This is a genomic window from uncultured Mucilaginibacter sp. (assembly GCF_903893715.1).
GTDB lineage: Bacteria > Bacteroidota > Bacteroidia > Sphingobacteriales > Sphingobacteriaceae > Mucilaginibacter.
In genome coordinates this window covers 39,817-52,050 of the sequence record NZ_CAITNG010000107.1, presented here as the reverse complement: position 1 = coordinate 52,050, position 12,234 = coordinate 39,817, and the positions used below count along the sequence as shown (strand labels likewise).

12 protein-coding genes are annotated in these 12,234 nt (G+C 43.8%); 5 read left to right on the top strand and 7 right to left on the bottom strand.

Annotated features, from left to right (window positions below):
- The first annotated feature begins 40 nt into the window (after positions 1–40).
- Both QZX97_RS12120 and QZX97_RS12115 read left to right on the top strand, forming a co-directional pair.
- On the top strand, positions 41–523 hold the full coding sequence (locus QZX97_RS12120) for a hypothetical protein (protein WP_295655642.1): 483 nt from the start codon (positions 41–43) through the stop codon (positions 521–523).
- Between the two features lie 71 nt (positions 524–594).
- A complete protein-coding gene (locus QZX97_RS12115) occupies positions 595–1,782 on the top strand; it encodes an aspartate aminotransferase family protein (RefSeq protein WP_295655643.1) in 1,188 nt (395 codons plus the stop codon).
- Between the two features lie 437 nt (positions 1,783–2,219).
- Here the strand turns inward: QZX97_RS12115 and QZX97_RS12110 are convergent, their stop codons facing one another.
- From QZX97_RS12110 to dnaE, 7 genes are all read right to left on the bottom strand, one after another.
- Positions 2,220–3,140 (bottom strand): DUF58 domain-containing protein, encoded by a 921-nt coding sequence (locus tag QZX97_RS12110; protein WP_295655644.1) that lies wholly within the window; start codon positions 3,138–3,140, stop codon positions 2,220–2,222.
- A 442-nt stretch (positions 3,141–3,582) separates the two neighbouring features.
- Complete coding sequence (gene trxA / locus QZX97_RS12105; RefSeq protein ID WP_295655645.1) at positions 3,583–3,903, bottom strand: thioredoxin; 321 nt, start codon at positions 3,901–3,903, stop codon at positions 3,583–3,585.
- A gap of 132 nt (positions 3,904–4,035) precedes the next feature.
- Entirely contained in the window at positions 4,036–4,443 is a 408-nt protein-coding gene (locus tag QZX97_RS12100; RefSeq protein WP_295655646.1) for a putative toxin-antitoxin system toxin component, PIN family, read from the bottom strand.
- Entirely contained in the window at positions 4,430–4,642 is a 213-nt protein-coding gene (locus QZX97_RS12095; RefSeq protein ID WP_295655647.1) for a hypothetical protein, read from the bottom strand. Before QZX97_RS12095 ends, QZX97_RS12100 begins: the two co-directional genes overlap by 14 nt.
- A gap of 76 nt (positions 4,643–4,718) precedes the next feature.
- Entirely contained in the window at positions 4,719–5,417 is a 699-nt protein-coding gene (locus tag QZX97_RS12090; RefSeq protein ID WP_295655649.1) for a hypothetical protein, read from the bottom strand.
- Positions 5,418–5,866: 449 nt separating this feature from the next.
- Complete coding sequence (locus QZX97_RS12085; protein WP_295655650.1) at positions 5,867–6,091, bottom strand: hypothetical protein; 225 nt, start codon at positions 6,089–6,091, stop codon at positions 5,867–5,869.
- A 129-nt stretch (positions 6,092–6,220) separates the two neighbouring features.
- Positions 6,221–9,808, bottom strand: coding sequence for a DNA polymerase III subunit alpha (dnaE, locus tag QZX97_RS12080; protein ID WP_295655651.1), 3,588 nt, complete (start codon positions 9,806–9,808; stop codon positions 6,221–6,223).
- Positions 9,809–9,948: 140 nt separating this feature from the next.
- On the opposite strand from dnaE, the gene QZX97_RS12075 reads away from it, so the two are divergent.
- The 3 genes from QZX97_RS12075 to QZX97_RS12065 all read left to right on the top strand — a co-directional run bounded on the left by QZX97_RS12075 (position 9,949) and on the right by QZX97_RS12065 (position 12,220).
- Complete coding sequence (locus QZX97_RS12075; protein ID WP_295655652.1) at positions 9,949–10,635, top strand: hypothetical protein; 687 nt, start codon at positions 9,949–9,951, stop codon at positions 10,633–10,635.
- Between the two features lie 176 nt (positions 10,636–10,811).
- The gene (mdh, locus tag QZX97_RS12070; RefSeq protein WP_295655653.1) at positions 10,812–11,750 is read left to right on the top strand and encodes a malate dehydrogenase; all 939 of its coding nucleotides are present in this window, start codon (positions 10,812–10,814) and stop codon (positions 11,748–11,750) included.
- The gene (locus tag QZX97_RS12065) at positions 11,750–12,220 is read left to right on the top strand and encodes an aspartyl protease family protein (RefSeq protein ID WP_295655654.1); all 471 of its coding nucleotides are present in this window, start codon (positions 11,750–11,752) and stop codon (positions 12,218–12,220) included. Before mdh ends, QZX97_RS12065 begins: the two co-directional genes overlap by 1 nt.
- Positions 12,221–12,234 lie beyond the last annotated feature (14 nt).

Sequence of the window (12,234 nt, the reverse complement as noted above, 5' to 3'; positions counted from 1 at the left end):
TGATATGAAATATATATTTACAATACTACTGCTAATAGGCATGTACCCAAGTTTAGGGCAGGCCAGGCCGCGCTTTGAGGGTGGCCCAAGGCAGCAGCGTAATCCTCGGGTACAGCAACAGCGTTTTAATAACAACAATTCTGCCGCCAAACGTGTGCTCAAAGCAGAAAAGATACAAAGAGCACAGGAGATAAAAGAAGCTTATATCAAAGCAAAACTTAATTTAACTCCTGAGCAAAATGAAAAGTTCATGCCACTTTATAGGCAGTATGCAACAGAAATAGCTCAAACCCAGGCTCAAATTCATCAACTACAGTTAAATCCACAAGCTAATAGCGCGGATCAAATTCAACAGGAAGAGGATCTTGATATGAAATTATCGATGATAAGGAGGCGTTATAACCAAGAGTTCCTAAAGATTATGCCTCCTGAAAAAGTGCTCCAAATTCATAGAAGCGAAGCAGAGTTTAGGGATGAAGTAGTTCAACAGTTAAAAGAGAAAAGAAACGATTCTCCAAATTGATCATAAAGCATATTTATAAATAACAAAGGCTTTCAACTAAAACTGAAAGCCTTTGTTATTTTTGTAGCATCATGACCAACCTTCGGCAGCTGTTCCTTACCCATAACGCCCAAACTACCCGTTTTCCGCTCCTGTTGGCGTTCGAGCGGGCCGAAGGCTGTTACCTGTACACCGCCGAAGGAAAACCAAGCCTCGACCTTATTTCGGGCATCGGCGTAAGCAATATTGGCCATTCGCATCCCAAAGTGGTGGATGCCGTAAAGCAACAGGCCGAAAAATATATGCACCTCATGGTTTACGGCGAATACGTGCAAGCCCCGCAGGTGCTTTTCGCGCAAAAGCTGGCGGCACTCCTACCGCAACAACTACAGTCGGTATACTTTACCAACTCCGGCGCCGAAGCCATTGAAGGGGCCTTAAAACTGGCCAAACGCTATAACGGCCGCAGCCAAATCATCGCCTTTAAAAACTCCTACCACGGTAGCACCCACGGCGCGCTCAGCGTAATGGGCAACGAGGAATATAAACAAGCCTATCGCCCCTTATTACCCGGCATTTCGTTCATCAGGTTTAACGAGGTAGCAGACCTCGACCTCATCACCGCCGAAACCGCCTGTGTACTGGTCGAAACCATGCAAGGCGAAGCCGGCATACGCGTACCTGATGTAGCTTATATGCAGGCCCTCCGCCGGCGCTGCACCGAAACAGGTACTTTATTGATATTAGACGAGATACAGGTAGCCTTTGGCCGCACGGGTAAACTTTTCGCTTTTGAGCATTTCGGCATCGTGCCCGATATGTTGGTTTTAGCCAAAGCCCTTGGTGGCGGAATGCCGCTCGGTGCCTTTATTTCTTCCAACACCATCATGTCCGCCTTTACTGAAAACCCGATACTTGGCCATATCACCACATTCGGCGGGCACCCGGTATGTTGCGCCGCCGGCATGGCCGCGCTTGGTGTATTATTGGATGAAAACCTGATCGAAAGCGTTGCCGAAAAGGAAGCCTTGTTCCGTCAACTATTGCTCCACCCGGCCATCAGCGAAGTGCGTGGCAAAGGCCTCTGGCTCGCCATCCAACTCGAAAGTTTCGACCTCAACAAAAAAGTGATCGACCGCTGTATCGAAAACGGCATCATCACCGATTGGTTCCTGCATTGCAGCGATGCCATGCGTCTGGCCCCCCCCCTCATCATCACCAAAGAGCAAATAAGGCATGCCTGCAATGTCATCATCGAAGCCATTGCGTACTTTTCCTGATAGTTTTGATTATAAATTAAAGTTCAAACCAACAGTTATAAGCAGAATTTACAAATTTCATGGCTTAAAACGCTTTAAACTACTGTTTTAATCAACATTATTTTTTTGCATTTTTCGTTTACCTTAACAACGCGTTTAACATTTTGTTTTAAAATTCACAAAAAATAACACATTGATTTATTAGTATACTAAATCTTTTGGTATGTTAAAAATATATTAAATTAAGGTATAGATTTGGTTATCAGTTGCAACACGCTTTTGTATCTGTTATGTTACAAATCGCTGCAAATGATATAATTGAGAGAATGTTTTATTAGCCAAACCAAACCACCAATGTTCCTGATTTATTTAATTTTCCCCATCGTTGCACTAAGTATCATTATCACCTTAGTAGCTGTTCAGTTACTCCCCAAAGAGAAAGAAAAATACTAAAACCCTCACATCATTTTGTTCCGCTTGATCAGGTACGATTTCAGTACCTTTTCAAAGCCGGAATGTATATTGGCATCAATCAAGTCAATATGGTATTGCGCGCATTTTAGCTGCAACTTGTGCCGCCAGGTATTCAACGCCGTCAGGTAATCCGCCTTTATTTCGTTAGGGTGCACGCGCATCTCTTCGCCGCTCTCTAGGTCCACAAAATGGTACGGGCGGTTATCAAAATCAAAATCCAGCTCCTTCTTTTTATCGGTTACGTTAAAAATGATGATCTCGTGCTTATTGTGCTTCAAATGCTGTAACGCCGCGAATAAAGCATCGGCCTTTTCGTCATCCATCCCGTTTTCCAGCATGTCGCTAAACAAAATGATCATGCTGCGTTGGTGTATATCCTCGGCAATATGGTGCAGCACGCCGGCAATATCAGTCTGACTTTGCGCTTTAGGCTGGTTATACATTTTCTCCAGTTCGGCAAAAAGGTAAAACAAATGCGTACTCGTCGACCGCGCCCTGCTCAGCCAGTCTATCTTGTCCGAAAACAAGCACAGGCCAAACGCGTCGCGCTGCTTTTTAAACAAGTACATCAACGAAGCTATGGCGTATACCGAAAACTGCATTTTGCTCAGCCCCTTGTCGGGGAAGTTCATCGACGACGAAGTGTCCAGCATCAAATAACAGCGCAGGTTGGTTTCCTCTTCAAACTGTTTTACAAACAGCTTTTCGGTGCGGGCCATCAGCTTCCAGTCTACATTCTTTACCGACTCGCCATTGTTATACAACCTATGCTCCGCAAACTCCACCGAAAACCCATGAAAAGGGCTCTGGTGCAGTCCGGTAATAAAACCTTCCACCACCTGCCTGGCCAACAGTTCCAGATCGGCTAAATGTTGTACCTCGCGGTTATTACTCAATTGCGGCATAAAACGAAGTTCGTGTTTTTAATGTGCGAATTTGCAAATGTGCCTATGTGCAAATTAAAAAATGACTTCCCGATAGCTATCGGGATGACCAATGACTCAATGACAAAAAGGACATGGGTATTTATGGGTATTCTCAAAAACACATCTTCCATTTTACATCTTCCGTCTTCCATCAAAATATGGGTATCCTAAAAATTCTCTGTGTTCCTCTGTGTAAAATCTCTGTGCTTCTCTGTGGTTAAAAATTGAATCTCTTTTTTGTGTTATCCAAAAACCAACCAATATGGGTATTTATGGGTGTTATCCAAAAATAAAATCGCTGAAATCATCTTAAAAAATCGGTGAAATCACTAATACAAATATACAAAAAAAAGCGCCCCGGTAACCCCGGAACGCTCTAAATATATCAACGCTATGCGCCCTGCGCCAAGCGCTATGCGGCTTAAGCCAATTGCTTATCCAGCTTACCTGCCAAAACAGATTTTGGCACTGCGCCTATTTGTTTGTCTACAATTTCGCCGTTTTTAAAGTACAGTAACGCGGGGATGTTACGGATACCGTATTTCATCGATATACCCGGGTTGTTATCCACGTTTACTTTACCTACAACAGCTGTATCCGCGTACTCTTTCGAAATTTCTTCAACCACAGGGCCAACCATGCGGCAAGGGCCACACCATTCTGCCCAAAAGTCAACAAGTACAGGTTTATTTGATTTTAATACCAGCTCCTCAAAGTTGGCATCGGTGATTTCTAAAGCCATGATATTTCCTTCTTTTAATTTTTTAAGTCAACAAATATAGAGTATTCAAAACACTTGCCACAAATTGTTTTATGACAACTTGACATTTGTTAGACCGTAATGGTAGATTATTGTTTTGGGATGATCGTTTACTTATTTCAAATAATCCGAAATAGAAAGGATTTGTGTTTTTTCAATAGTTTTAAGTTCCAGCAGATCTTTGTCCCCGGTTAAAAGATAATCTACATGGCCATCGATAGCTAAGGCTAATAGAAAATTATCTTTAATGTCGCGACAAATGGATACACTACTTTTAACCTCTATAAATTTTGCTACTTCATTTATCAAAGAAAGTACAAGATCTATATTGTCATTTGAAAAAAACTTCTTGAATTTCGGTCGATAAACTACGTCAAGAAGTTCCGCCAGCAATTCATCACTAAAAATTATGGTTGCTCTTTTTTGTACAAGCAAGCTATCAATTTGCGATAGATCCTTTCTTAATAAAAAACTGACCCATAAATTGGTATCAATTATAATACGAATATCACTTTTTGGCATAGCGCTCAGCGCGAACTATTTCTACTTCGGCAGTAATATCTTCTAAAGAAGGGGGGTTTTCATGAGATCTTAATTTTGCCAATGTTTTTTCAATGCTAAATCTTGATGATTCCTTAATTGCTATAAGGTCCATATCAGCCAAATCTTGCAATAGCTTTTTAGCTTTCGGATTTAATATTTCTACGCTTAAAGTATCCATATTCAAATTTACGAAAAAACATTTTAATACATTTAATATGGATAGCTAAATATTGTTTTGGCATGATAGAAGATGATTAAGGTTGGGCAAAAAATAAATAGTGGCGTTTCCAATAATCCCTAATAAAGCCCCATTTCCAATCTTTATATTTTTCAATAACAGTAATAGGCAGTTTTTTTATTAACTTTCCTTTAGCGTCTTTTACTTTATAGATAAAAACACCCGTCTCCTCTTTGTCATCCGGGTCATCTCGGTCACACCCTCTACCCGAAATGGTGGCTATTTTAACGACTTTAAAGTTTACTATTTTAAACAAATCGCTGTCCCAATCCCAATCGGCACAACCACTCCTATGGTAAGAATAAAAGTATTTTGAGTAATGTATATGGATAGCATCAGGGTACTGGGCAAAGTTTTTCACCTTAACAAAGGTTTTATGATTTTTATCGTACAACAGTAGGTCCTGAATACCCGGGACGTTAGTATAATAGTCAATTAAGATATCCTTATACCCATCTTGATTAAAGTCGATAAAATCGATACCACTTATTCCGGCGCTCTCCAACGATCTGTCGCCAATTTTTATAGTTTTATGATTACTTTCATTTTTAATAAAAATAGCCTGTTCGCTTGGCATAACCTTCAAAACCGCAGTAAATTTCACTCCGCCGATTGATGCAGTTTTTATGTCTCGTATCGTAGAATCAATTTTTGCCCGACTGAAAACCGTATTTACCAGTATAATAGTCAAAAACATGGTCAACGAAATTTTCATGCTATAAATATAATACTTTGAGAGTTCGCGTTAGCCAAGGGATCGGTGCCTTAATAAAAAAAGCGTCGGCCTTGTCGCAACGGAGCGGGCCGGGCGTATGGCGGGAATGGCGGTTTAGCTGTACTGAGTGGAGCGTAGCGTAACGGTGCAGCGTTAAGAACCGGCAGGGCGGGCTGGGCAGCAGTGTTGCGACTTGATCTTTGGTTACTTTCCATCAAGGGAAAGTAACTAAGCCCGTCGCGGCTATGAGCGACATAACCCTGCGGAAATAAATAATAAAGCAATCAATTCTATTCCAATATTATCAAACTTTTCTTCCCCCTCAGGGGGTTCCGTCTACGCCAGCTCACGGTGAAGGTTACCTTTATTTAAAATATGTATTAAATGTACAAAACCTTTCGCCCGATGAATTTTATTTGCATGATAATGCTAATTGCATCGCCAATTTTTCAGATTGTATTTTCGGTACGGCGAATAAAAGGGCAAACAAAACTCACCCTTGGCGAAACTGCTTTTATTGCAGCCCTTTCAAGCATCATACTATCAATAGCAGCAACTCCTATTTTCATGTACTGGATGGCCGACCAAGGCGACAGATGCGTAGAGGCAGCTCTTGGATTACCTGTTATAGGTTTATTGTATTCAATAATAGTAAATCCCATTATTGCTACCATAAGTTATCTGATTTATCGAAAAAAGTTTCGCACAATCCAACAGTAGGCTATACCCAATCAGTCAATTCTTGTAATTATAAAAACGCCATTTGAAGTCTCCCCTACCGGGGGAGATTTAGAGGGGGCTGGCTACGCCAGCACCGGTGCCGAATTCGTCAACGCCCTTATCTCATCCATTAAATCATCACTGGGATTTACTTTAAATGACTTAGATGGCATATCCATCAGGATTGACTCTTCCCTATCTTGAATTTTGAAACGTAACATGCAATTCTTCACAGGGTACCTTTCGTTATTTGCAGTGATAACTTGTTGCAATCCATTCAGCAATTCACTGTTTAAGTCGGCCAAATTCAACACCACCGTCAACGATTTCGTCATCTTATCCCGCATTTCCGATAATAACCCCATGCTCGTGATGCGTAAATCCCAATTACCCTCCTGGCGGAATTTCTCTTCGATATTGCCTTTAATGTGGATAAAGCAATCCTCCATCAGCAAATTCCTGAACTTCACATACTCATCCCCAAAAAGGGCAAACTCGTAATTGTCCAGGTAATCTTCCAACACAAAAGTGCCAAAAGGTTTGCCGGTTTTGGTAGTTTTATGCTGCACTTTAGTCATAATACCGCCGATGTTCAATTCGGTTGAGCTTTTGCGCAGGTTGTTAAAAGCCATCACGGTTTCTTCGCCGCCTTCTTTGTTCTTCATGCGCTGCACCAGTTTCAGGTCGGCAACGGTATGCTTGCAAAAGCGCTCCAGCTCTACCCGGTAATTATCCAGGGGGTGGCCGGTCAAATAAATACCGATCACTTCCTTCTCGTATTTCAGTTTTTCTATCAGCGCAAACTCCTCCGCCTCGGGCATAGTAGGTTCAGGGATATAAGCGGACACCGTGCCACCAAACAACGAAGACTGCGAACTGCTTTGCGTATTCTGGTAATCATTGGCGTACTTGGTCAAACGCTCTATGCCGTTGAGCATGCCATTTTCTGTTTTGGCAAAGAATTGGGCGCGCTTTAGGCCAAAACTATCGAACGCCCCGCTATACACCATATTCTCCAACGATTTTTTGTTCACCGCGCGCGTATTGGAGCGTTGGGCAAAATCATAAACCGATTTATACGGACCGTTAGCCTCACGCTCTTCAATAATGCTTTCCACCGCGTTATTGCCCACACCTTTTATCCCAGAAAGGCCAAAACGGATATTGCCGTCGCCGGTAGCGGTAAACAATACCGAACTTTCGTTTACATCGGGCCCCAAAACCAAGGTGCCCATGCGGCGGCATTCCTCCATAAAGAAGGAAATCTTCTCCATGTTGTTCTGGTTGTTCAATACCGACGCCATATACTCCGAAGGGTAATGCGCCTTGAGGTAAGCAGTTTGATAGGCCACCAATGCATAACAAGTGGAGTGCGATTTATTGAACGCGTATTGCGCGAAAGCCTTCCAATCGTTCCATACCTTGGTTAGTTTGTCTTTCGGATGGCCTTTGGCCGTGGCGCCCTCCACAAACTGGGCTTCCATTTTGTTGAGCACCTCAATTTGCTTTTTACCCATCGCTTTCCGCAACACATCGGCATCGCCCTTGCTAAAGCCCGCCAGTTTTTGCGATAAAAGCATCACCTGTTCCTGGTACACAGTAATACCATAGGTTTCGGCCAGGTATTCTTCCATGTCGGGCAAATCGTAAATAACCGGCTCCAAACCATGCTTACGCTTGATGAAAGCCGGGATATACTCTATCGGACCCGGCCTATAAAGCGCGTTCATGGCGATCAAGTCTTCAAACTTATCGGGCTTCAGGTCGCGCAGGTACATTTGCATACCATCACTTTCAAACTGGAAAGTACCGTTGGTATCGCCGCGCTGGTAAAGCTCGTAGGTTTTTTCATCTTCAAGGGTAATATAGTCAATGTCAATGTCAACCCCGTGGTTACGTTTTATCATCTGCAAAGCGCCCTTAATGATGGTCAGGGTCTTCAAACCCAAAAAGTCCATCTTGATAACGCCCGCGTCTTCTATCACACGCCCGTCGTACTGCGTAACCAGCAAGGTCGACTCCTTCGAAGTGGCCACCGGAACCAAATTGGTCAAATCTTCCGGCGATATAATGATACCCGCCGCGTGTACACCCGTATTGCGCACCGAGCCTTCCAGCTTTTCGGCCTCGCGCAACACCTGCGCGCGCAGGTCGTTGCCTTTTAATATTTCTTTTAGTTCGGGTACCTGCTCAATCGCATCCTTTAAAGTGATGCCCAAGGTTTCGGGTACCAGTTTCTTCAGCGCCGTTACGTCCGACAAAGGCATATCCAGCACGCGCCCCACGTCCTGTATACTGGTACGTGCGGCCATGGAACCATAGGTGATAATTTGCGCTACCTGGTTCTTACCATATTTATCAACAACATAGTCAATTACCTTTTGCCTGCCTTCATCGTCAAAATCCGTATCAATATCGGGCATGCTCTTACGGTCGGGGTTCAAAAACCTCTCGAACAGTAAATTGTACTTCATCGGGTCGATATTGGTGATACCCGTACAGTACGCCACCACGCTACCCGCTGCCGAACCACGTCCAGGACCAATAAACACGCCTATCTCGCGCCCGTGCTTGATAAAGTCGGCCACAATTAAAAAGTAACCCGCGAAACCCATGGTGCGGATGGTGAACAACTCAAAGTTGATGCGTTCTTCCGTTTCCGGCGATATATCGACATACCTGGCCTTGGCACCGGTAAACGTGAGGTGCTTCAGGTATTCCCACTGGTTCATGGTATCGCTGTCGGCACCGGTATGTATCTGGAACTCCGGCGGTATAGGGAAGTTGGGCAGCATAATATCGCGTTTTAGCTTCAACACGTCCACCTTGTCTACTATCTCGTTCGTATTGTCGAGCGATTCGGGCAGGTCATGGAACAACTTGCCCATCTCGGCCTGCGTCTTAAAATAGAACTGGTCGTTAGGGAAACCAAAGCGATAGCCCTTGCCGCCTTCCTCGTCCGTTGCTATAGGCGTGCTTTGCATGTCCCCGGTGTTCACGCAAAGCAAAATATCGTGCGCGTTGCTGTCCTGCTGGTCCACATAGTGCGAATCGTTAGAGCAAATCATCTTCACGTTATACTTTTTGGCATATTTTACCAAAGTATCGTTGATGATCTGTTGCTCCGGAATCTCATGCCGCTGCAGCTCGATATAATAATCCTCGCCAAACAAATCCAGCCACCATTTAAACTCGGTCTCAGCCTCATCTTCGGTGCCCTTTAGTATGGTTTGCGGCACGGATGCACCGATACAACAGGTCGTCGCGATAAGCCCTTTATGGTATTTTAGGATAAGTTCCTTATCAATACGCGGCCATTTACTGTACAAGCCTTCGATATAACCTAACGAGCACAGCTTCACCAAATTGCGGTACCCTTCGGCATTCTTCGCCAAAAACAACTGGTGGCGTCGTACATCCTTTTTCTCTTTGGTAAACTGCTTTTTATGCCGGTCGTCCACTACATAAAATTCGCAGCCCACTATGGGCTTTACATTGTGCTTGCCCGCCTCGGCCACAAACTTAAACACCCCGAACATATTCCCGTGGTCGGTAATGGCCAGGGCTTTCATGCCATCGGCGGCGGCTTTTTTGTAAAGCTTGCCAATGTCGGCGGCTCCGTCTAATAACGAGAACTGGGTATGTACGTGCAGGTGCGAAAAATCGGGCATGGTGGTAAAAATCTGTTACACTAGTATCTTTATGGGAATAACAAATTTATCAAAAATCGGCTGCCCGTACACAGATGTTGAAAAATAGGATTTATGTTTATTTTATTATTGGTAGCTTTATTCAAACCTATTTACAGACCATGACTAAAACCATTTTCCTTTCTTTTGCAGCCTTATTTTTTGTTTGTTTGTTGAGTTGTGGCTCATCAATAATCAGCAGTCATCAAGTCAAAGAGTTTGAGGGGAAAATAACCTATCACGAGATCAATAAAACAAGTGACGGGATTATTAACATTGATGACACGGTGACTCTTTTTTATTCTCACGGAAATTGGGTTAAAATTCATTCTTCGGGTAATTGCATTAAGGATTATTATTTTGAGAAGGAGCCTTTGCGATTGTTTCTTTTGAATCATTCAGATAGTCTGTACCGACTTAATCTAAACTCTTCAATGCAAAGTCTTCAAAGTTTTAAAGTAAGTGATGTAATGAGCAAAATATTTCCCCGTAAGTGTGAGGCTATTGATCTCTGTGTCCGATTTGAGGAAAAAGATTCGACAACATTCACAAATGTTAATTATGTGATTTCAAGAGGGTACTTGCCTGTAGATAGAATACATTTTGCTAAATGGAATTTAGGCTTTTTTAACAAATTCATCGATGAATCCGGTTGCTTTTATTTAAATTTCAAAAGTATTCTTTTTGGCAGTTCGCATAAAAATGTATTGGGAATAATATCTTATGACATCATATCAGCAAGCGAAGAGCCCGTTGACCCTAAGATGTTTGAAATTGATAGAAATAAGATAAAATCGGATAACAACTAAACACCCCTCCTGCACTCGTTTGCAACGAGCGCTTAACCTGGGCTCGCGTTTGCAACGCCCCCCACAACAATAACGCAGTAACCCAATAACTAATAACAACTAAATTAATTCCAAAATAAATACTCTTTTACTAACTTCGGGCGCTAAATCAATACCATCAAAAAAATCAAATAAAAATGAAAATAACCGTAATTGGCGCCGGAGCGGTAGGTGCAACCTGTGCCGACAATATCGCCCGCAGGGAATTAGCCGAAGAACTGATTTTATTAGACATCCGCGAAGGTTTTGCCGAAGGTAAAGCCATCGATATGATGCAAACCGCCTCATACCTGGGTTTTGATACCAAGGTTACCGGTGTTACCAACGATTACGCCGCCACAGCGGATTCGGAAGTGGTGGTAATCACTTCAGGCTTGCCGCGCAAACCCGGCATGACCCGCGAAGAACTGATCGGCACCAATGCCGGTATCGTAAAAAGCGTTACCGAAAACATTGTTAAATACTCGCCAAACACCATCATCATCGTGGTATCAAACCCGATGGATACCATGAACTACCTGACTTTCAAAACATCAGGCTTGCCAAAAAACAAGATCATCGGTATGGGTGGCGCATTGGATTCGGCCCGTTTTAAATATTACCTGAGTCAGGAACTGGGCTGCTCTCCTGCCGACCTGAACGCTGTTGTAATCGGCGGCCACGGCGATACCACCATGATCCCATTGATCAAACACGCAACATGGAACAGCGTGCCGGTTACCCAATTCTTAAGTCAGGAACAACAGGATAAAATTGTTGCCGCAACCATGGTTGGCGGTGCAACATTAACTAAACTGATCGGCACCTCTGCATGGTATGCACCGGGCGCGGGTACTGCTGCCATGGTTGAGAGCATTGTTCGCGATGAGAAAAAACTCATCTCCTGCGGTGTAGCTTTAGATGGCGAATACGGCCAGAAAGATATCTCGCTGGTGGTGCCTGTAGTTTTAGGTAAAGGCGGCTGGGAAAAAATCGTGAGCTTTAAACTGAGCGACGCCGAACAAGCTGAGTTCAACAAAAGCGCCGATGCGGTACGCAACATGAACCAGGTTTTAGCCGACTCGAAATTTATATAGTGACGAACATTACCTCCTCCCTTCCGGGGAGGCCGGGAGGGGCTGTAGAAATACCCATCCAAATTATCAATCTTGAAGGCAACGGCTTCCACCCTCTGGTGGAAGTTGTTGTTTTTGGTAAACCCTTTACCGTTGTTTTGGATACCGGCGCCTCGCGCACCACGTTCGACAAAGCCACCATCTACGAAGCCAACAGCCAAGCCGCCTTCCACGAAACAGACGAACTATCCACCGGCTTGGGCACCAATTCCATGTCATCCGCCAAATTGATCCTGCATAACCTCTACGTCGGCCAATTCCATATCCCCGAACAGGAAATCGCGGTAATCGACCTTTCCCACATCAGGCTTGCTTACAGCCAACTCAACCTGCCCCCCATCCTCGGTGTTTTAGGTGGCGATATTTTGATGCGATACCAGGCCGTTATCGACTACGGCAAAAGTATAATGCTATTACGCGGCGACCTATAAATTGAGAGAGGCAT